This window comes from Micromonospora sp. NBC_00362 (genome assembly GCF_026342155.1).
GTDB lineage: Bacteria > Actinomycetota > Actinomycetes > Mycobacteriales > Micromonosporaceae > Micromonospora > Micromonospora hortensis.
This window is the reverse complement of the sequence record NZ_JAPENH010000001.1, coordinates 2,946,143-2,964,325: the sequence shown is the minus strand read 5'-3', so window position 1 is coordinate 2,964,325 and position 18,183 is coordinate 2,946,143. Positions and strand designations below refer to the sequence as shown.

Sequence of the window (18,183 nt, the reverse complement as noted above, 5' to 3'; positions counted from 1 at the left end):
TGGCGGTATCGTCCGGGGCGATGTTCACCGGAACCGCGGTCTTCGACCTGCTGCTGCCGGGCGACTCCAGGTCGCTCAAAACCAAGAGATCATATGTACGGCCGATCGTGGCGGCGCTGCGCCGCTTCGAGGTGTCGGCCGCCGAGGTGGGTGCGCTCGACCTGCATGGTCGAGCGCAACTGGCGGTGGCCGTGGTGGCCGCCGAGACGGCGCACGTCCGCGAGGTGCTCGACTCCTGTGAGCGCCTGGTGGCCAATCGCCCCGAGGTTGAGTTGCTGTCGGTTCGACGCCGGCTCTACGGCGTGGACGACGACTGACCACGGTGCCGGCTGTGCCGGGCGACCGGAGCGGCCCCGAAGGTAATGTTCGAGATGTTGGCCGGTCGGCCGGCGGCCTCCGGGCCGCCGGGTCGACCGGAAGCAGGACGCCGTGGAGGTGGCGAGATGTCTGATCCGGCCAAGGTACGCCGGCACGCGGAACGGGTGCGTGAGCTGGTCGCGTCGGTGGTGCGGAGCCAGATCAAGGACCCGCGGCTCGGGATGATCACCATCACCGACGCCCGGATTACCGCTGACCTGCGTGACGCGACGGTCTTCTACACAGTGCTCGGTGACTCGGTGGCCCAGGCGGACACCGCGGCGGCGCTGGAGAGCGCCAAGGGGCTGCTGCGCAGCACTGTCGGCAAGGCCCTCGGGCTGCGCCACTCGCCGACGCTCACGTTCGTCCTCGACGACGTGCAGGACCAGGTCAAGCACATCGACGACCTGCTCGCCGCCGCTCGCAACGCCGATGCCGAGGTGCAGCGGCTCGCCGCCCAGGCGAAGTACGCGGGCGAGGCCCAGCCGTACCGGGTGGACGACGAGACCGATGAGGCCGACGAGACGGACGAGGCCGACGAGGCCACCGACGTCAAGGAAACCCCGCGGGGTGGGGAAACGCGGTGACCAGCACCGCCAGCGCCCCGTTCGCCGGGGCAGCCGGGCTTGGCCCCGTCGAGGCGGACTGGGCCGCGGCCGAGGCGTTGGTGCGGGCTCTCCCGCCGACCGCCCGGGTGCTGCTGATCTGCCACATCAACCCGGACGGCGACGCGCTGGGCAGCATGCTCGGCTTCGGTCTGGGTCTGCGGCAGTTCGGCGTACGCGATGTGCAGGCGACCTTTCCCGGGCCGCCGGAGCTGCCGGAGCCGTTCCGGGGACTGCCCGGGCTGGACCTGCTGGTTCCGGCGGACGCCGCCGACCCGGCGCCCGATCTGGTGATCTGTTTCGACGCGGCGAGCGAGTCGCGTCTCGGCGAGTTGGCCGGGCGGTTGTCGTCGGCGGGTGCGGCGCTGGTGCTCGACCACCATGCCTCCAACCCCGGGTTCGGCACCGTCAACCTGGTCGACCCGGGTGCGGCGGCCACGTCGGTAGTGGCCGAGCAACTGCTGGCCCGGCTCGGGGTGGTGGTGGATCCGGCCATCGCCGAGTGCCTCTACGTGGCGCTGACCACTGACACCGGCTCGTTCCGGTTCGAGGCGACCACTCCGGCGGTGCATCAGATGGCCGCCCGGTTGTTGGCGACCGGCATCTCACCGGGTGACATCTCCCGGCGGGTCTTCGACACCCGGCCCTTCGGCGCGGTCCGCCTCTTCGGTGAGGTGCTCGGCCGCGCTCGACTGGAGCCGGCCGCCGCCGGAGGTCGGGGCCTGGTCTGGACCTTCGCCACCCTCGACGACCTGGCCCGGCACGAGCAGCGGCCGTACGTGCTGGAGGCGCTGATCGACTCCGTGCGCTGCACCGCTGAGGCTGACGTGAGCTGTGTGGTGAAGCAGACCAGGCCCGCCGAGTGGGCGGTGTCGATGCGCAGCAAGGGCGCTGTGGACGTCAGTCGGGTCGCGGTGGCGCTGGGCGGTGGTGGGCACACGTTCGCGGCCGGGTTCACCGGTCGGGGCACGGTCGAGCAGGTGGTCGAGTCGATCCGCGGTCAGTTGGACGCGGCGCTGATCGACTGACGCGCTTCGGCCGCCATCGATCCGTCGGTCCGGAAGATCAGGGTCAGCTCCGGGGAGTGTTGGTCTTCCCGCGTTCCGTGATACCGGGAAGAATTGCGGGATGGAGCAGCCGCACGACCTCACCGTTGAGGCCCCCCGCGCCTGGGACCGGCCCGCCGTCTCCGTTCCCGTCCTCGTCTGCCTGTCGCTCGTCGGTGGCCGGTTCGCGTCCTTCTCCACCGAGGCGAATCTGTTCACCCTCGGGACGGGTGGGGTGCTGATCTGGCTCGGTCTGAGCAACCGGGTCCCTCGCCGGCCGGCACCGCGCCGGCTGGGCACGGGAGCGGCCTGGTGGGCGGTGCCGGTGGTGGTCTTCGGGGTCTTCGAGGGCGTGACGTTCGTGCTGGCCGCCGGCGATGACTTCCCCACCTTCTCCCGGCTGGCCGATCCTCTCCTGGAGGATCAACTGACCCGGTCGGCAGCCTGGTTCGCCTGGTTGGCCGCCTTCTGGGGGCTGGTGCGGCGATGATGCGCGCGCTCGCTATCGGCGGCTTCCTCGCCGCGTTGGTCCTCTTCGCGGTGGTCGAGTGGATGGCCCGGCGGGAGGGGTCGCGGATCCCCACCCTCGGCGAGGTCTGTGCCTACGTGATGCGCTACGAGGTCGGTCCGGTGCCGGTGGGCCGGATCGGTCTGTTCGGGTTCTGGTGGTGGCTGGGCTGGCACTTCCTGGCTCGCTGAGCCGGGTTGCCGACCGTCCAAATGGCGGGAACCGTAAGCAGTATGTGGACCTGAACGATAACTTGGGAGAAGGCCGGTGCCGCCTGGCGGTGCAGGTCATGGGCGGTGGTGCCACACCCCGTGCCGCCTCCCTCCAGGGTCGGATCGACCCGGGCTCACGCTGCCCAGTCGGCTGCTCCGGTAACCCCGGACCGCCGTGGGGCGCTCAGCAGGACCGCCCGTGAGGGCCGCCGCGTGTCGGCGGCTCACGCCCTGGGAAGAGGAGCGCCACCATGCCGAACAAGCCCAAGACCGAGACCACCACCGACGACGCCCGCGAGCAGGCCCGCCGCGCGCTGCAGACGTCGATGGACACCCGTCAGTGACTCGTCTCGACCGGTGGTGACGCCGCCGCCGCTCCGCGCCGACGGCATCACCGTCCGGTCACCAGTGGGGGTCGAGTCGTTCAGGACAGGAACGTGTCCAGGGCCGCCTCGATGGTGCCGGAGTCCGGCGTCGCGTACGCCCTCATGGTGGTCTTGTCGTACGAGATGAAACTCGGGCACCTGTTCGTCGGGGCGGTCACGGTGCCGCCGTCGCCGACCTTCTCGGCGGTCCTGGCCGCGTAGAAGGTCAGGGTGTAGCGCGACGAGACGTAGTCGATGGTGACCGGCTTCTCCGCCTTGTCCTTGTACTGACACTTCTTCGGGGCGCCCTGGCTGCCCTGGTCGAACTTCAGGCAGCCGACCACCGACACCTTCTGGTAGTCCGCGCCCTTGGCGTAGTAGGACTTGTCCGACGGGACGTATGTCGACGACCAGGACGTCGGCCGGTCGGGGTTGTTCGAGAACGTGTACGCCTTGGCGCCGGCCGGGCCGCTGTAGGGTGCCGCGTTCAGGATCGGGCTGCCCTCGCAGACGTTCGCCATGTCGCTGGAGTAACGGGCGGTCATCGCGTTGTTGTTCGGTGGATCCGCCGGCCCCGGCGTGGGGACGGTCCCGGTGCCCGGCGTGCTGCCGGTGCCCAGCGTGGGGGTGGAGGACGTCCCCCGTGCGGGCTCGTCGTCGTCGTAGGCGAGCAGGATGCCGATTCCCGCGCCGCAGATGGCGAGTATGACGACCACCGCGCCGGCGACCAGCCCGATGATCAGGCCCTTGTTCGACTTGTCCGGCGCCGGCAGTGGTGCGCCGTAGTACGGCTGGGGTGGTGGCTGTCCGTATGGCGGGTAGCCGCCCTGCTGCGGGGCCGGCGGGCCGCTCCAGGGGGTGACGTTCGGGTCGGGCGGAGGGTAACTGTCGCTCACTGTCATAAGGCCTATCGCTGTCGTGGTGCCCCCCGCGTGGGAGCCTCGGACAGGGTAGTGAGCGCCGCAAACCGGGATGCCGGCGACAGGGGGGCGTATCAGGGCCTCGATCCTCGGTGACGTCCGCCGAGCTGGTCGAGGGGTGGGTCCGTAAGTTACCGCTGGCCTTGTGCTCCTTACCGCAGCCGTGCCAGGATCGGCGGCGATGAACCACGCCACCACCGCTCACCGACCCGCCTCGCCCCGGCGGATCGCCGCGCTCGCCCTGCCGGCCCTCGTGGTGCTCGCCGCCGAGCCGCTCTACGTGCTGGTCGACACCGCAGTGGTCGGTCACCTCGGCCGGGTGCCACTCGCCGCGCTCGCCGTCGGCGGCACGGTCATGACGCTCACCGCCTGGGTGGGCACAGTGGTCGCCTACGGCACCACCGGCCGCGCGGCCCGCCGCTTCGGCGCGGGTGACCGGGCCGCCGCGGTCGCCGAGGGCGTCCAGTCGTCCTGGCTGGCGTTCGGTGTCGGCCTGCTGATCGCGATCGGCATGCAGGTCGGCGGCGGCGCGCTCGCGCGTACCCTCGCCGGTGGTGGTGGCGAGGTCGCCGACGCCGCCGCCCAGTGGTTGCGGATCGCGGCCCTCGGCGCTCCCGGCCTGCTCCTCGCCGCCGCCGGCAACGGCTGGCTGCGGGGCGTGCAGGACACTCGCCGCCCCCTGTACTTCGTGCTCGGCCCCAACCTGCTCTCCGCGCTGCTCTGCCCCCTGCTGGTCTACCCCGGCGGGCTGGGTCTGGTCGGCTCGGCGGTGGCGAACGTCGTCGCGCAGACGCTCTGCGGGGTGCTCTTCGCCGCAGCCCTGGTCGGCGAGCGGGTGTCGCTGCGCCCCCAGCCTCGCGTGATCCGCCAACAACTGGTGCTCAGCCGGGACCTGCTGATCCGTGGGCTGGCGTTCCAGGCCAGCTTCCTGTCCGCGACCGCCGTCGCCGCCCGCTTCGGCGCCGCCGCCGTCGGCGCCCACCAGATCGCCCTGCAACTCTGGTTCTTCACCGCGCTGGTGCTCGACGCCCTCGCGATCGCCGCGCAGTCCCTGGTCGGTGCCGCGCTCGGCGCCGGCGACGACGCGGGTGCGCGGGCGCTCGCCCGCCGGGTCGGGCTGCTCGGCGGCGTCTGCGGCGTGGGCTTCGCGCTACTCGTCGCCGCCGGCGCGGGCGTGGTGCCGTCGTGGTTCAGCTCCGATGCGGGGGTACGCGAGCAGGCGATGGTGGCCTGGCCGTGGTTCGTCGTCATGCTGCCGCTGGCCGGGGTGGTGTTCGCCCTCGACGGCGTGCTGATCGGCGCTGGCGACGTGCGTTACCTGCGCAACCTCACCATCGTGGCGGCGCTCGGCGGCTTCCTGCCGGCCATCTGGCTGGCGTACGCGCTCAACCTCGGGCTGGGCGGCATCTGGGCCGGGCTCACGGTGTTCGTGGTGATCCGGCTGGTCGCCCTGCTGCTGCGACTGCGCGACGGCAGGTGGGCGGTGACCGGCGCGGTCCGCTGAGAGTCCTTGCTGGCGCTGCCGGTCGTCCGGGTCACGCAGGGGCCTGCCCACGCACTCTCCGGTACCGGTCATCTGGCAGGCTTGGCCGACGTGAGCACCGATGGTCTGATCGTTGTCGACAAGCCCGGCGGCATGACGTCGCACGACGTGGTGGCGCGCATCCGCCGACTGGCGAAGACCCGACGGGTCGGGCACGGCGGCACCCTCGACCCGATGGCGACCGGCGTGCTGGTGATCGGTGTCGGCCGGGCCACCCGGCTGCTGACCTACGTGATCGGCGCCGGCAAGAGCTACACCGGCACCATCCGGCTCGGCCAGACCACAGTCACCGACGACGCCGAGGGCGACGTGACCGCCACCGTGTCTGCCGCGCAGGTCACCGACGACGCGATCCGGTCGGCGCTGGCCGGGCTCAGCGGCGAGGTCGACCAGGTGCCGAGCGCGGTCAGCGCTATCAAGATCGACGGGCAGCGGGCGTACAAGCGGGTTCGCGACGGGGAGAGCGTCGAGCTGCCGGCGCGGCGGGTCACCATCTCCCGGTTGGAGGTGCTGGCGATCCGTCGCACCGAGCCGGACGTGGTGGACGTGGACGTGGACGTGACCTGCTCCTCCGGCACGTACATCCGGGCCATCGCCCGGGACGCCGGCCTGGCGCTCGGCGTCGGCGGGCACCTCACGGCGCTGCGGCGTACCGCGGTGGAGGGCTTCACCCTCGCCGAGGCGGCGACGCTCGACGAGCTGGAGCAGCGCGCCCCGGACGTGGTGAACCTGCCACTGGACGCGGCGGCCGACCGGTTCTTCGCGCGCCGGGAGGCCACGCCGGACGAGGCCCGGGTGCTCGCCCACGGTGGGCCACTGGACCCGGCCGGCCTCACCGGACCGTACGCCGTCTTCGGGCCGGCCGGCGGCCTGATCGCTATCGTCAGCGAGCGGGACGGGCGCGCCCGCGCGGAGATCGTGCTCGCACCGGCCTGACAGTGCAGCGCAGGTCCGTCGGCCCGCAGCCGGCGGTGTCGACCCGCCGTGCCGGCGGGACAGCAGAGAGGAACGGCATGCAGCGGTGGCGGGGCTACGACGCGGCGCCCGGCGGGTGGGGACGCTCGGTGGTCACCATCGGCGTCTTCGACGGCGTACACAAGGGGCACCAGGCGACGATCGGGCACGCCGTGGCCCGGGCCCGCGAGTTGGGCGTGCAGTCGGTGGTGGTCACCTTCGACCCGCACCCGGCCGAGGTGGTCCGCCCCGGTTCGCACCCGGCGGTGCTCACCGAGCCGGCCCGTAAGGCCGAGCTGATCGAGGCGCTCGGCGTGGACGTGCTCTGCGTGGTGCCGTTCACCCCGGAGTTCTCCCGGGTGCCGGCCGAGCAGTTCGTGCACGACGTCCTGGTCGAGCACCTGCACGCGGCGTTGGTGGTGGTCGGCGGCAACTTCCGCTTCGGGCACCGGGCCGCCGGCGACGTGGCGTTGTTGGAACGGCTGGGTCAGACGTTCGGCTTCGGTGTGGAGGGCGCCCCGCTGGTCGCCGAGGCCGGCACCGTCTTCTCCTCCACGTACATCCGGTCCTGCGTCGACGCGGGTGACGTGGGCGCGGCGGCCGCCGCGCTGGGCCGCCCGCACCGGGTGGAGGGCGTCGTGGTCCGCGGCGACCAGCGGGGCCGGGAGTTGGGCTTCCCCACCGCCAACCTGCTCTGCCACCGCTACGCGGCGGTGCCCGCCGACGGCGTGTACGCGGCCCGGCTGATCCGCCGCGGCCAGCACGAGCCGCTGCTGGCGGCGGTGTCAGTGGGCACCAACCCGACCTTCTCCGGCCGGGAGCGGCGGGTCGAGGCGTACGCGCTGGACTTCTCCGGCGACCTGTACGGCGAGCGGCTGGCCCTGGACTTCGTGGCGCACCTGCGTGGTCAGATCCGGTACGACTCGATCGAGCCGTTGATCGCCCAGATGAATCAGGACGTCGAGCGCACCCGGCGCGTACTGGCCTGATCGTGGCGGGGTGACGGGCCGCCAACGAGGCCCTTCGCCGGGTGTTACCGGCGAGTGCTGGTAGTCTTGCCGGGACGTCGGGTGACCGGCGTGGGGCCTCGCGTGCCTGCTCGACGCCGCGGGTGCGAGGAACCGGTCCGTTCCCGGTCCACCGGGACGACGGACACCCACTTGATCAACCCATCGAAACAGGGAGAACATGGCGCTCGATCAGGAAGCCAAGGCCAGCATCCGCGCGGAGTACGCGACCGCCGAGGGCGACACCGGTTCGCCGGAGGTCCAGGTAGCGGTCCTCACCAAGCGGATCGCCGAGCTGACCGAGCACCTGAAGGTGCACAAGCACGACCACCACAGCCGCCGTGGGCTGCTGCTGCTGGTCGGCCGGCGCCGTCGGTTGCTCAACTACGTCCAGAAGAAGGACATTGCCCGCTACCGGTCGCTCATCGAGCGGCTCGGTCTGCGCCGGTGACGTGACGGGGGAGTGGCCGGACGGCCGCTCCCCCGTACCGCGTCCCACCTGAGGAAACACGGGCCGCGCGACCACCCGAGAGGGAGCCGGTCAGCGTACCGGTCTCCGGTAGTGGCCCCCGGGAACCCCGGCATCATGCCGGCCACCCGGGCGCTTCGATCGAAGACCGGCCGGCTGAGCAGCTCCCCGATGTCGTGGGCCCACGACGCGAAGGAGCACGACAGCACATGACCGAGACCAAACTCGGCACCGAATCCCGCACCGCCGTGATCGACAACGGGTCCTTCGGCACCCGCGAGATCACCTTCTCCACCGGTCGGCTGGCTCGCCAGGCCGCCGGTTCCGTCATCGCCCAGCTGGGCGAGACGGTCGTTCTCTCCGCCACGACCGCCGGTAAGCACCCGAAGGAGCAGTTCGACTTCTTCCCGCTGACCGTCGACGTCGAGGAGCGGATGTACGCCGCGGGCCGCATCCCCGGCTCGTTCTTCCGCCGTGAGGGTCGGCCCAGCGAGGACGCGATCCTCACCTGCCGGCTGATCGACCGGCCGCTGCGCCCGTCGTTCGTCAAGGGCCTGCGCAACGAGGTCCAGGTCGTCGAGACCATCCTCGCGCTCGACCCGCAGCACCCGTACGACGTCGTGGCGATCAACGCCGCCTCGATGTCGACCAAGCTGTCCGGCCTGCCGTTCTCCGGCCCGATCGGTGCGACCCGCGTCGCCCACATCGACGGCCAGTGGGTGGCCTTCCCGACCCTGGAGGAGCTGGCTCGCGCCACCTTCGACATGGTCGTGGCCGGCCGCACGCTCGAAGACGGCGACGTCGCGATCATGATGGTCGAGGCCGAGGCCACCCCGAACGCCGTCGCCCTCATCTCGGCCGGTGCCACCGCCCCGACCGAGGAGGTCGTCGCCAGCGGCCTGGAGGCCGCCAAGCCGGCGATCCGTGAGCTGTGCCGCGCGCAGAGCGAGCTGGCCGAGGTCGCCGCCAAGCCGGTCACCGAGTTCCCGGTCTTCCTGGACTACCAGGACGACGTGTACGACGCCGTCTCCGAGCTGGCCCGTGGCGAGGTGGCCGAGGCGATCACCATCGCCGGCAAGGCCGACCGCGAGGAGGCCCTGGACCGGGTCAAGGCCCGGGTCGCCGAGGAGCTGGGCGCCCGGTTCGAGGGTCGCGAGAAGGAGCTCAGCGCTGCCTTCCGGTCGCTGACCAAGTCCGAGGTGCGCAACCGCGTGCTGCGCGAGCAGGTCCGGATGGACGGGCGTGGCCCGCGCGACATCCGGGCGCTGACCGCCGAGGTCGGCGTGCTGCCCCGGGTGCACGGTTCGGCGCTGTTCGAGCGGGGCGAGACCCAGATCCTGGGCGTCACCACGCTGAACATGCTCCGCATGGAGCAGATGGTGGACACGCTGTCCCCCGAGAACCGCAAGCGCTACATGCACAACTACAACTTCCCGCCGTACTCGACCGGTGAGACCGGTCGGGTCGGCTCGCCGAAGCGTCGCGAGATCGGCCACGGCGCCCTCGCCGAGCGCGCGCTGATCCCGGTGCTGCCGTCGCGCGAGGAGTTCCCGTACGCCATCCGGCAGGTGTCGGAGGCGCTCGGCTCCAACGGCTCCACCTCGATGGGTTCGGTCTGCGCGTCGACGCTGGGCCTGCTCTCCGCGGGTGTCCCGCTGAAGGCGCCGGTCGCCGGCATCGCGATGGGGCTCATCTCCGACGAGGTGGACGGCAAGACCCAGTACGTGACGCTGACCGACATCCTCGGTGCCGAGGACGCGTTCGGTGACATGGACTTCAAGGTCGCCGGCACGCCGGAGTTCGTCACCGCGCTCCAGCTCGACACCAAGCTCAACGGCATCCCGTCCGACGTGCTGGCCGCCGCGTTGCAGCAGGCGAACGAGGCCCGGCAGGTCATCCTCGGGGTCATGAAGGCGGCGATCGAGGCTCCGGCCGAGATGTCCGACTACGCGCCGCGAGTCACCACCGTCAAGATCCCGGTGGACAAGATCGGCATGGTGATCGGCCCGAAGGGGCAGACCATCAACGCGATCCAGGACGAGACCGGCGCCGAGATCTCCATCGAGGACGACGGCACGATCTACGTCGGCGCCACCAACGGCCCGTCGGCCCAGGCGGCCGTCGACCGGATCAACGGCATCGCCAACCCGACGCTGCCGAAGCAGGGCGAGCGGTTCCTCGGCACGGTGGTCAAGACCGCCGCGTTCGGCGCGTTCGTCTCGCTCCTGCCGGGCCGTGACGGCCTGCTGCACATCTCCAAGGTGGGCGACGGCAAGCGGGTCGAGCGCGTCGAGGACTTCCTCAACGTCGGTGACCGGGTCGAGGTCGAGATCGCGGACATCGACGCCCGCGGCAAGATCTACCTCGACAAGGTCCGCCCGGAGGGCACCGAGGCTCCGGCCGCCGGTGAGGCCGCCGCTGGCGACCGGCCGGCTGGTCGGGACCGGGGCGACCGGGCTCCGCGTGACCGCGGCGACCGTGAGCGTGGCGGCGACCGTGGCGGTCGTGGCCCGGAGCGCGGCGGCGAGGGCGGCAACGGCGGCAACGGCGGCGGCGGCGAGGGTGGCGAGGGCGGCGAGCGTCCGCGCCGTCGGACCCGGCACAGCTGATCGTCGTACAACGCATCACCCACCCCTCGTCGAACCGGGAGCACGTCGTGAGTCGGGCCATCAGCGCGCCGTTTCCACCGGATCGACGGGGGGTGGCCCCGTCTCGGGACACCGGGGCGGGCCGCTCCGGCGGCACCGCCCGGGCGGTGACCCGGACGCTCAGCGACGACCCGCTGGGCGGCACGGTACGTCGTACCGTGCTGCCCAGCGGCCTGCGCGTCCTCACCGAGGCGATTCCGGCGATGCGCAGCGTCTCGTTCGGCATCTGGGTGGCGGTCGGCTCGCGTGACGAGACCGGCCCGCAGGCCGGTGCCGCGCACTTCCTCGAGCACCTGCTCTTCAAGGGCACCCACAAGCGCACCGCACTGGAGATCTCCTCGCAGATCGAGGCGGTGGGTGGCGAGACGAACGCCTTCACCACGAAGGAATACACCTGCTACTACGCCCGCGTGCTGGACGAGGACCTGCCGCTGGCGATCGACGTGATGTGCGACCTGGTCGCGGACTCGCTGTTGGAGCCGGCCGACGTCGAGACCGAGCGTGGCGTGATCCTGGAGGAGATCGCCATGCACGACGACGAGCCCGGTGACGAGGTGCACGACCTCTTCGTCGAGGCGGTCTACGGCGATCACCCGCTGGGCCGGCTGATCTCCGGCACCGCGGAGACCGTCACCCCGATGACCCGGCGGCAGATCCAGAGCTTCTACCGGGGTCGCTACACCGCGCCGCAGATCGTCATCGCCGCCGCTGGCAACCTCGACCACTCCGCGGTGGTCAAGCTGGTCCGTCAGGCAGTGCGCGGCACCCCGCTGGACAGCGACCCGTCCGGCCCGGCGCCGCACCGCGCGGCGACCCCGGCGGTACGCACCAAGCCGGCGACCACACTGGTGGAGCCGAAGGAGACCGAGCAGGCACACGTCATCCTCGGCTGCCCCGGCATCGACCGGCTCGACGACCGGCGGTTCGCCCTCGGGGTGCTCAACAACGTGCTCGGTGGCGGCATGTCCAGTCGCCTGTTCCAGGAGATCCGCGAGCAGCGCGGCCTCGCGTACTCGGTCTACTCCTACGCGAGCCAGTACGCCGACACCGGCCTGTTCGCCGTCTACGCCGGCTGCGCGCCGGGCAAGGTGGACGAGGTGCTGGCCCTGACCCGCGCCGAGCTGGCCCGGGTGGCCGCCGACGGGCTGACCGAGGCCGAGGTGGCCCGGGGCAAGGGGATGAGCAAGGGCTCGTTCGTGCTCGGCCTGGAGGACACCGGTTCCCGGATGAGCCGGCTGGCCAAGGGTGAGCTGCTCTACGGCGATCTGATGCCGGTCGACGAGCTGCTCCGCCGGGTCGACGAGGTCACAGTGGAGGACGTGAACGTCCTCGCCGCCGAACTGCTCAGCCGGCCGATGTCGCTGGCCGTGGTGGGCCCGTTCGGCGCCGGCGACTTCGCGGTCTGAGGTCTGCCGCCCGGCCCGGTCGAGGCGGCCCGGTCGGGTGTCCCGGCCGGTGGAGCACAGCGATCCGGCCGGAAGGGCCCGTCCCGATTGGGATAGGTTGTGCCCCGTGACTGACGAGCGGGGAAGGACCCCGGCCCAGCAGCTGCGGGTCGGCGTCTTTGGTGCGCGTGGGCGCATGGGCATCGAGGTCTGCAAGGCGGTCGACGCCGCCGACGATCTCGCCCTGACCGGGGCGATCGACCAGGGCGACAGCCGATCCTCCGTCTCCGCCGCCGACGTGGTCGTCGACTTCACCACGCCGGACGTCGTCATGGACAACCTCCAGTGGTGCGTCGAGCAGGGCATCAGCGCGGTGGTCGGCACTACCGGCTTCACCGAGCAGCGGCTGGAGCAGGTGCGCGGCTGGCTGGCCGACAAGCCCGACGTGGGTGTGGTCATCGCCCCGAACTTCGGTATCGGCGCGGTGCTGATGATGCAGTTCGCCGCGCGGGCCGCCCGACACTTCGAGTCCGTCGAGATCATCGAGCAGCACCACCCGCGCAAGCTGGACGCCCCGAGCGGCACGGCCACCCACACCGCCCGGCAGATCGCCAGGGCCCGCGCCGAGGCCGGCCTCGGGCCGGTCCCGGACGCCACCAAGGACGAGGTGCCGGGTGCGCGCGGCGCCGAGATCGACGGGGTACGTGTCCACGCGGTGCGCGCCACCGGCCTGGTCGCCCACCAGGAGGTGCTGTTCGGTGGCACCGGCGAGACGCTGACCATCCGGCACGACTCGTACGACCGGGTGTCGTTCATGCCGGGTGTCCTGCTGGCCGTCCGCGCGGTGCGCAACCGTCCCGGCCTCACCGTCGGCCTGGACGCCCTGCTCGACTGACCGGCCCACGTCGGTCCGGGGTGAAACCTGGTCGCGGCGCGGGTCCGGCCGGCCCTAGGCTGCCCCGATGATCGATGGTGGATATGGTGACCGGGCCGGGCGCCGAGTGACGCTGCGACCGGTCGACGACGACAACTGGCGGGCGGTGGCCGACGTCGCCCCGCGCGACGACCAGCGCCGGTTCGTGGCGGCGTTGGGCGCGCGTTACCTGCTGCTGAGCATGCGCTCCGAGGTGTGGAACTCGCTCGCGGTGTACGCCGACGAGACCGTCGTCGGCCACGTCATGTGGGGCGTGGACGACGACGGTTCGCACTGGATCGGCGGGATGCTGATCGACGCCGCCGAGCAGGCCCAGGGCGTCGGCCGGGCGACGGTGCAGACGCTGGCCCCCTGGCTGGCCGCCCGGGATGGCAACCCCCCGGTCCGCCTGTCGTACCACCCCGACAACACGCCGGCCGCAGCCCTCTACGCCTCCCTGGGCTTCCACCCCACGGGTGCCGTGGACGACGACGAGCTGATCGCCGAACGAACCCCCTGAGCCCCGCGATCTTGCACTTTCTGTCGCGACATAAGGCGCATCTCACGCAACTCGACAACCGAAACTGCAAGATCGCCGGGCTGTCGCCCACCATGGGCGAGGAGGGGCACCTGGCACCTGGTCAGCGGCTCACTCGGCCGGCACCTTCTCGGTCGGCACGCCCACGTGCAGGCGCACCTGAGGCACCAGCATGTCGTCGACGTCCAGCGCCCGGGCCGCGCCGTCGAGCTCCCACCCGGTGCTGGTCAGGAACTTGCGGGTCGCCTCGTCACCGTCGAACGCCCAGGCCACCGCACGACTCATCCCGTCCTCCCGCCACAGGTCGACGGCGGCCGCGAGCAGTCGACTGCCGTGCCCGCGCCGGCCCCACCGGGGCTCGATCAGCAGATCGGTCACCGCCGCCACGTCCGGGCCGAGCGCGTCGGCCGGCTCACCCGGGGCCAACGCCTCGGCGTCGGCCGGGCCGGAGGCGGCGAACCCCACCAGATACGATTGCTCGGCCTGTTCGACGGCGACCAGCACCCGGTGCGCGCCCGAGGGCGGCTCCAGCACCGCAGCGCTCCACCGCCGGGCGAGGAACGCCTCGTCCAGGTTGTCGAGCACATGCCGAGGCAGGATCCGGCGGTACGCGACCCGCCAGGTCGCGAGCTGGATGCGTGCGATCTCGCCGGCGTCCTCGGGACGCGCCGGGCGGACGTACCCGAGAGCCATGGGACGGAAGCCTACGCAAGGCGAGGGAGACGACGGTGGCGCAGGGTGCCAACAGGACAACCGCGCAGGTCGTCGGGGTGGTGGTGCTCGCCGCGGCGGTCACCGGGTTCCTCGCCGTCGCCGCCGTCCGACACGGGTTCTTCGACCTGAAGGTCTACTACGGCGCGTTGACCTGGTGGGTGCACGACGGCGGGGAGATCTACGACTACCTCAAGCCGGGCACCCAGTACGGCTTCACCTATCCGCCGTTCGCCGCGCTGGTCATGCTGCCGATGGCGTACCTGCCGTGGACGGCCGCGATCGTGGTGAGCGTGCTCGCCAGCGTGGTCACCACCACTGTGCTGATCTGGTGGCTGGTCGACCCGATCGCCCGCCGCGCCGGCTGGACCCGGTGGTTCGCCCTCGCCGTGGCGCTCTGCCTGGCCGCCGCGTTCGAACCGATGCGGGAGACGGTCAACTTCGGCCAGGTCAACACGCTGCTGCTCTTCCTGGTGGCGGTGGACCTGCTGCGGCTGCTGCCCGCCGGCAACCGATGGACCGGCGTGGGCATCGGCCTCGCCACCGCGATCAAACTGACCCCTGGCGTGTTCATCGTCTACCTGCTGGTGACCGGGCGGTGGCGGGCGGCGCTCACCGCCAGCGGCACCGCCGCCGGGGTGTCACTGCTGGCCGCCGCGCTCTTCCCCGACGCGTCCCGGGAGTTCTGGACCGAGGCGCTGTGGAACACCGGGCGGGTGGGCGAGCTGGCCTTCGTCTCCAACCAGTCGCTGCGCGGGGTGGTCGCCCGGCTCGACCCGGAGCACCCGAGCACCTTGCTGTGGCTGGTGCTGGTGCTCGGCACCCTCGCGCTCTGGGCCTGGAGGTCCCGGGCCGCCGTCGCGGCCGGCGACGAGGCGACCGGCCTGGCGCTGACCGGCGCGGTGATGTGTCTCGTCAGCCCGGTCACCTGGGTGCACCACCTGGTCTGGCTGCTGCCCGCGTTGATCCTGCTGGTCGACAACGCGATGGCCGCGCCGGCCGGCCGCCGACGGCAGGTCCTGCTGGTCGCCGCGACCATCGGGTACGCGCTGCTGATCAGCCGGACCGTCTGGCTCTGGGAGAAGGACTTCACCGGCGTCGACGGCTTCCTGGGCAGCAACGCCTACGTGTGGGTCAGTCTGGCGTTGCTCGCCTTCCTGCCGATCCGCCGGTGGCTGACCCCGAACGGGTCAGCGGTCGAGGCGTCCGGCGTACCGCAGCTCGACGAGCCCGACCGGCGGGCCCCCACCGGCCAGCGGCACCTGGTAGGTCGACCGCTCACCGTCCGGTGACAGGCCGGCGCGCTCGCAGAACCGCCGGGCCCGCCGGTTGTCCGCCAGCACCCACGCCCGGTACCCGGCCCAGCCCCGCTCGGTGAGCCCGCTGCGGGCGGCGTCCAGCAACGCCGCAGCGGTTCCGTCACCCCAGTGGGCCGGCTCCACGTAGAGCGCCACCACCTCGCCGACCGTCGGGTCCAGGTCGTCCCGGTCCTGGTTGCGGCGGTACGGTCCGAAGGTGGTGAAGCCCACTACCAACCCGTCCACCTCGCCGAGCAGGGTGATGAACGGGTGTTCCGGATCGGCGGTGCCGACGTCGCGACGACGCTGCGCCCAGGCCACCACGTTGAGCCGTCCGAGCACCTCGTCCGGCATGAAGCCGGCGTAGCCCGCCTGCCAGCCGTGCACGTGTACCCGGGCGACCGCCTCGGCGTCGTCCGGCTCCTCCCGACGGATGGTCAGCATTGCACCGTTCTATGCCCCGTTGGTCCTCACGTCCAGCTTCCCGCACCGGCGTCGTACCGATGAATTAAGGTCGCCGACGATGACCGCACCGGAATCGCTCTCGCTCGCCCAGGCCCGCCGCGTGGCGCTCGCCGCCCAGGGCTTCGCCGACCCGACGCCGACGGGCGTGCCCACCCGCCGGCACCTGCGTCGTGTGCTGGGCCGGGTCGGGCTGATCCAGATGGACTCGGTCAACGTGCTGCAACGCGCGCACTACCTGCCGCTCTACAGCCGGCTCGGGCCCTACCCGACCACGTTGCTCGACCAGGCCGCCTACCGGCGCCCCCGTGAGCTGTTCGAATACTGGGGCCACGAGGCGTCGCTGGTCCCCGTGGAGCTGCACCCGATGCTGCGCTGGCGGATGGCCCGGGCGCACAGCGAATCCTGGGGCGGCATGCGGCGGATCGCCCAGGAGCAGCCGGAGCTGGTCGCCTGGGTGCGGGACGAGGTGGCTGCCCGGGGGCCGCTGACCGCCGCCGAGATCGAGCACGACGCTCCCCGCGAGACCGGCAACTGGGGCTGGAACTGGTCGGCGGTCAAGCGGGCGTTGGAGTTCCTGTTCTGGGCCGGGGAGGTGGCCGCCGCCGAGCGCAGCACCTCCTTCGCCCGCCGCTACGACCTGCCCGAGCGGGTGTTGCCCGCGGCGGTGCTGGCCGCGCCCACCCCGACCGACGCCGAGGCGTACCGGACGCTGATTTCCCTCGCCGCGCGGTCCCTCGGGGTCGCCGCCGAGCCGGAGCTGCGCGACTACTTCCGGTTGCCGCTGGCCGGCGCCCGGCAGGCCGTCGCCGAGCTGGCCGAGGCCGGTGAGCTGATGCCTGTCACAGTGGCGGGCTGGCGACAGCCCGCCTGGCTGCACACGTCCGCCCGGCTGCCCCGCTGGGTGCGGGGCAACACGCTGGTCAGCCCGTTCGATCCGCTGATCTGGGAACGGGCCCGCACCGAGCGGCTGTTCGACTTCAGCTACCGGATCGAGATCTACGTCCCGGCGCCACAGCGGGTCTACGGCTACTACGTGTTGCCGTTCCTGCAGGGCGACCGGTTCACCGCACGGGTCGATCTGAAGGCCGATCGGAAGGCCGGCGTGCTGCTGGTGCCGGCCGCCTGGCTCGAACCCGGCGCCGACCCGGGGGAGACCGCCGTCGCGCTCGCCGCCGAGCTGTACCGCCTCGCCGGCTGGCTTGGCCTGGACGAGGTGGCCCCGCCAGCGGCCGGCGATCTGGCCGGTCCGCTCACCGCCGCGTTGGCCGGCGTGTCCGGTGTACCGTGAGCGCGTGACGAGCGTTCCCGGACCGGTCGACCAGCCGCACCCCGCCCCCGGCGCGGTCCACACGGCGCCGGCAGACGGTGACACGGGTCCCGCCGCCTTCGGTCCGGGTGGCTTCGGTCCGGGTGGCTTCGGTCCCGGCGGCTCGGGTCCGGAGGGTTGGCCGACGACCCCGACGGGTGGCTACCCGGCGCCTGAGCCCGACCGGCTCACCCGGTTCGTGCTGCGGCTCTACGAACGTTCCCCGCGCTGGGCGGTGCCGTTGGCCGCGGTCGGCTGCGTCGCCGTGGGCATGAGCTACGCGCTGCTCAGCAACCCGACCCACGCCGACCCGGACGCCGCGCCCACCTGTCTGCTCAAGTTGACCACCGGGCTGGACTGCCCGGGCTGTGGTGGCACCCGCGCGCTCTGGTACGTGCTGCACGGCGACCTGGCGGCCGCGGCCCGGCACCACTTCCTGTTCGTCTTCGCGCTGCCGTTCCTCGCGTACCTCTTCGTGGCCTGGGCGGGGAACCAGGCGTTCGGTTGGCGACTGCCCGAGCTGCGGATCAGCTCGAAGGTCATCGGCGGGTTCCTCGCCGCGTGGCTGGCCTTCTCGGTGCTTCGCAACCTGCCCTGGGCGCCGTTCACCTCGCTCTACGTCTGACCGGGCTCTACGTCTGACCGGGCTCTACGTCTGACCGGGCTCTACGTCTGACCGCGCTCTACGTCTGACCGCGCTGTCGTCTGACCGCGCCGCCGCCGTCCTACCCGCCAGTGCCCGCTGCGCCGCCGCCGGACCTGCCGCCGCCCGACAGGCCAGTACCCGACCTGCCGCCGCCCGACAGGCCAGTACCCGACCTGCCGCCCGCCCGACGCACCGCTGTCTGGCACCGCACGCGCCGGTGCCCGAGAACGCGACCTCGGCTGCGGACCTCGGCTGCGGACCTCGGCTGCGGACCTCGGCCGCGGACC

Annotated in this window: 19 protein-coding genes; 16 read left to right on the top strand and 3 right to left on the bottom strand. The window is 72.1% G+C overall.

From position 1 onward, the window contains the following. The first annotated feature begins 20 nt into the window (after nucleotides 1-20). From OG992_RS13435 to OG992_RS13415, 5 genes are all read left to right on the top strand, one after another. Nucleotides 21-317: a DUF503 domain-containing protein gene (locus OG992_RS13435; RefSeq protein ID WP_266303384.1), complete on the top strand. Its 297-nt coding sequence runs from the start codon at nucleotides 21-23 to the stop codon at nucleotides 315-317. A gap of 126 nt (nucleotides 318-443) precedes the next feature. Beyond that, the gene (rbfA, locus tag OG992_RS13430; protein WP_112624086.1) at nucleotides 444-944 is read left to right on the top strand and encodes a 30S ribosome-binding factor RbfA; all 501 of its coding nucleotides are present in this window, start codon (nucleotides 444-446) and stop codon (nucleotides 942-944) included. Beyond that, nucleotides 941-1,990, top strand: a complete 1,050-nt coding sequence (locus OG992_RS13425) for a bifunctional oligoribonuclease/PAP phosphatase NrnA (protein WP_266303383.1) — start codon at nucleotides 941-943, stop codon at nucleotides 1,988-1,990. The genes rbfA and OG992_RS13425 overlap by 4 nt, the downstream gene beginning before the upstream one ends. 100 nt (nucleotides 1,991-2,090) lie before the next feature. Next, nucleotides 2,091-2,498 (top strand): hypothetical protein, encoded by a 408-nt coding sequence (locus OG992_RS13420; RefSeq protein ID WP_238686829.1) that lies wholly within the window; start codon nucleotides 2,091-2,093, stop codon nucleotides 2,496-2,498. Further along, entirely contained in the window at nucleotides 2,498-2,707 is a 210-nt protein-coding gene (locus OG992_RS13415; RefSeq protein WP_238686867.1) for a DUF6186 family protein, read from the top strand. Before OG992_RS13420 ends, OG992_RS13415 begins: the two co-directional genes overlap by 1 nt. Before the next feature lie 445 nt (nucleotides 2,708-3,152). On the opposite strand, the gene OG992_RS13410 is transcribed toward OG992_RS13415, so the two are convergent. Beyond that, the gene (locus OG992_RS13410; RefSeq protein ID WP_266303382.1) at nucleotides 3,153-3,995 is read right to left on the bottom strand and encodes a hypothetical protein; all 843 of its coding nucleotides are present in this window, start codon (nucleotides 3,993-3,995) and stop codon (nucleotides 3,153-3,155) included. A gap of 199 nt (nucleotides 3,996-4,194) precedes the next feature. Here OG992_RS13410 and OG992_RS13405 point away from each other — a divergent pair, with 199 nt between their 5' ends. From OG992_RS13405 to OG992_RS13370, 8 genes are all read left to right on the top strand, one after another. Next, nucleotides 4,195-5,517: an MATE family efflux transporter gene (locus OG992_RS13405; protein WP_238686827.1), complete on the top strand. Its 1,323-nt coding sequence runs from the start codon at nucleotides 4,195-4,197 to the stop codon at nucleotides 5,515-5,517. 132 nt (nucleotides 5,518-5,649) lie between these two features. Further along, entirely contained in the window at nucleotides 5,650-6,492 is an 843-nt protein-coding gene (gene truB, locus OG992_RS13400; protein ID WP_266305200.1) for a tRNA pseudouridine(55) synthase TruB, read from the top strand. Between the two features lie 77 nt (nucleotides 6,493-6,569). Continuing rightward, nucleotides 6,570-7,499 carry a bifunctional riboflavin kinase/FAD synthetase gene (locus OG992_RS13395; RefSeq protein WP_196921595.1) on the top strand — a complete coding sequence of 310 codons (930 nt, stop codon included), beginning with the start codon at nucleotides 6,570-6,572 and terminating at the stop codon, nucleotides 7,497-7,499. Nucleotides 7,500-7,698: 199 nt separating this feature from the next. Beyond that, nucleotides 7,699-7,968, top strand: coding sequence for a 30S ribosomal protein S15 (rpsO, locus tag OG992_RS13390; protein WP_030337594.1), 270 nt, complete (start codon nucleotides 7,699-7,701; stop codon nucleotides 7,966-7,968). Nucleotides 7,969-8,195: 227 nt separating this feature from the next. Further along, nucleotides 8,196-10,595: a polyribonucleotide nucleotidyltransferase gene (locus OG992_RS13385; protein WP_266303381.1), complete on the top strand. Its 2,400-nt coding sequence runs from the start codon at nucleotides 8,196-8,198 to the stop codon at nucleotides 10,593-10,595. Between the two features lie 47 nt (nucleotides 10,596-10,642). Then, nucleotides 10,643-12,040, top strand: coding sequence for a pitrilysin family protein (locus tag OG992_RS13380; protein WP_266303380.1), 1,398 nt, complete (start codon nucleotides 10,643-10,645; stop codon nucleotides 12,038-12,040). 106 nt (nucleotides 12,041-12,146) lie between these two features. Beyond that, a complete protein-coding gene (gene dapB, locus OG992_RS13375) occupies nucleotides 12,147-12,914 on the top strand; it encodes a 4-hydroxy-tetrahydrodipicolinate reductase (protein WP_266303379.1) in 768 nt (255 codons plus the stop codon). A 67-nt stretch (nucleotides 12,915-12,981) separates the two neighbouring features. Further along, complete coding sequence (locus OG992_RS13370; protein WP_266303378.1) at nucleotides 12,982-13,452, top strand: GNAT family N-acetyltransferase; 471 nt, start codon at nucleotides 12,982-12,984, stop codon at nucleotides 13,450-13,452. A 129-nt stretch (nucleotides 13,453-13,581) separates the two neighbouring features. Here the strand turns inward: OG992_RS13370 and OG992_RS13365 are convergent, their stop codons facing one another. Further along, nucleotides 13,582-14,163, bottom strand: coding sequence for a GNAT family N-acetyltransferase (locus tag OG992_RS13365; protein ID WP_238686821.1), 582 nt, complete (start codon nucleotides 14,161-14,163; stop codon nucleotides 13,582-13,584). Nucleotides 14,164-14,198: 35 nt separating this feature from the next. Between OG992_RS13365 and OG992_RS13360 the strand changes: the two genes are divergently transcribed. Continuing rightward, a complete protein-coding gene (locus tag OG992_RS13360; protein ID WP_238686820.1) occupies nucleotides 14,199-15,473 on the top strand; it encodes a glycosyltransferase family 87 protein in 1,275 nt (424 codons plus the stop codon). On the opposite strand, the gene OG992_RS13355 is transcribed toward OG992_RS13360, so the two are convergent. Next, complete coding sequence (locus OG992_RS13355) at nucleotides 15,372-15,923, bottom strand: GNAT family N-acetyltransferase (RefSeq protein ID WP_238686819.1); 552 nt, start codon at nucleotides 15,921-15,923, stop codon at nucleotides 15,372-15,374. The two genes, OG992_RS13360 and OG992_RS13355, sit on opposite strands and share 102 nt — an antisense overlap. Nucleotides 15,924-16,002: 79 nt before the next feature. On the opposite strand from OG992_RS13355, the gene OG992_RS13350 reads away from it, so the two are divergent. Continuing rightward, nucleotides 16,003-17,232, top strand: a complete 1,230-nt coding sequence (locus OG992_RS13350) for a winged helix-turn-helix domain-containing protein (RefSeq protein ID WP_266303377.1) — start codon at nucleotides 16,003-16,005, stop codon at nucleotides 17,230-17,232. 4 nt (nucleotides 17,233-17,236) lie between these two features. Continuing rightward, nucleotides 17,237-17,875 carry a DUF2752 domain-containing protein gene (locus tag OG992_RS13345; protein WP_266303376.1) on the top strand — a complete coding sequence of 213 codons (639 nt, stop codon included), beginning with the start codon at nucleotides 17,237-17,239 and terminating at the stop codon, nucleotides 17,873-17,875. The last annotated feature ends 308 nt before the right edge of the window (nucleotides 17,876-18,183 follow it).

What these genes read in the sequence shown, in the direction of transcription:
- OG992_RS13350 (WP_266303377.1), top strand. Translation starts at nt 16,003, where the DNA reads ATGACCGCACCGGAATCGCTCTCGCTCGCCCAGGCCCGCCGCGTGGCG.
- OG992_RS13410 (WP_266303382.1), bottom strand. Translation starts at nt 3,995, where the DNA reads ATGACAGTGAGCGACAGTTACCCTCCGCCCGACCCGAACGTCACCCCC.
- OG992_RS13415 (WP_238686867.1), top strand. Translation starts at nt 2,498, where the DNA reads ATGCGCGCGCTCGCTATCGGCGGCTTCCTCGCCGCGTTGGTCCTCTTC.
- OG992_RS13370 (WP_266303378.1), top strand. Translation starts at nt 12,982, where the DNA reads ATGATCGATGGTGGATATGGTGACCGGGCCGGGCGCCGAGTGACGCTG.
- OG992_RS13420 (WP_238686829.1), top strand. Translation starts at nt 2,091, where the DNA reads ATGGAGCAGCCGCACGACCTCACCGTTGAGGCCCCCCGCGCCTGGGAC.
- rbfA (WP_112624086.1), top strand. Translation starts at nt 444, where the DNA reads ATGTCTGATCCGGCCAAGGTACGCCGGCACGCGGAACGGGTGCGTGAG.
- rpsO (WP_030337594.1), top strand. Translation starts at nt 7,699, where the DNA reads ATGGCGCTCGATCAGGAAGCCAAGGCCAGCATCCGCGCGGAGTACGCG.
- OG992_RS13385 (WP_266303381.1), top strand. Translation starts at nt 8,196, where the DNA reads ATGACCGAGACCAAACTCGGCACCGAATCCCGCACCGCCGTGATCGAC.
- OG992_RS13435 (WP_266303384.1), top strand. Translation starts at nt 21, where the DNA reads ATGTTCACCGGAACCGCGGTCTTCGACCTGCTGCTGCCGGGCGACTCC.
- OG992_RS13405 (WP_238686827.1), top strand. Translation starts at nt 4,195, where the DNA reads ATGAACCACGCCACCACCGCTCACCGACCCGCCTCGCCCCGGCGGATC.
- OG992_RS13365 (WP_238686821.1), bottom strand. Translation starts at nt 14,163, where the DNA reads ATGGCTCTCGGGTACGTCCGCCCGGCGCGTCCCGAGGACGCCGGCGAG.
- truB (WP_266305200.1), top strand. Translation starts at nt 5,650, where the DNA reads ATGACGTCGCACGACGTGGTGGCGCGCATCCGCCGACTGGCGAAGACC.
- OG992_RS13395 (WP_196921595.1), top strand. Translation starts at nt 6,570, where the DNA reads ATGCAGCGGTGGCGGGGCTACGACGCGGCGCCCGGCGGGTGGGGACGC.
- OG992_RS13355 (WP_238686819.1), bottom strand. Translation starts at nt 15,923, where the DNA reads ATGCTGACCATCCGTCGGGAGGAGCCGGACGACGCCGAGGCGGTCGCC.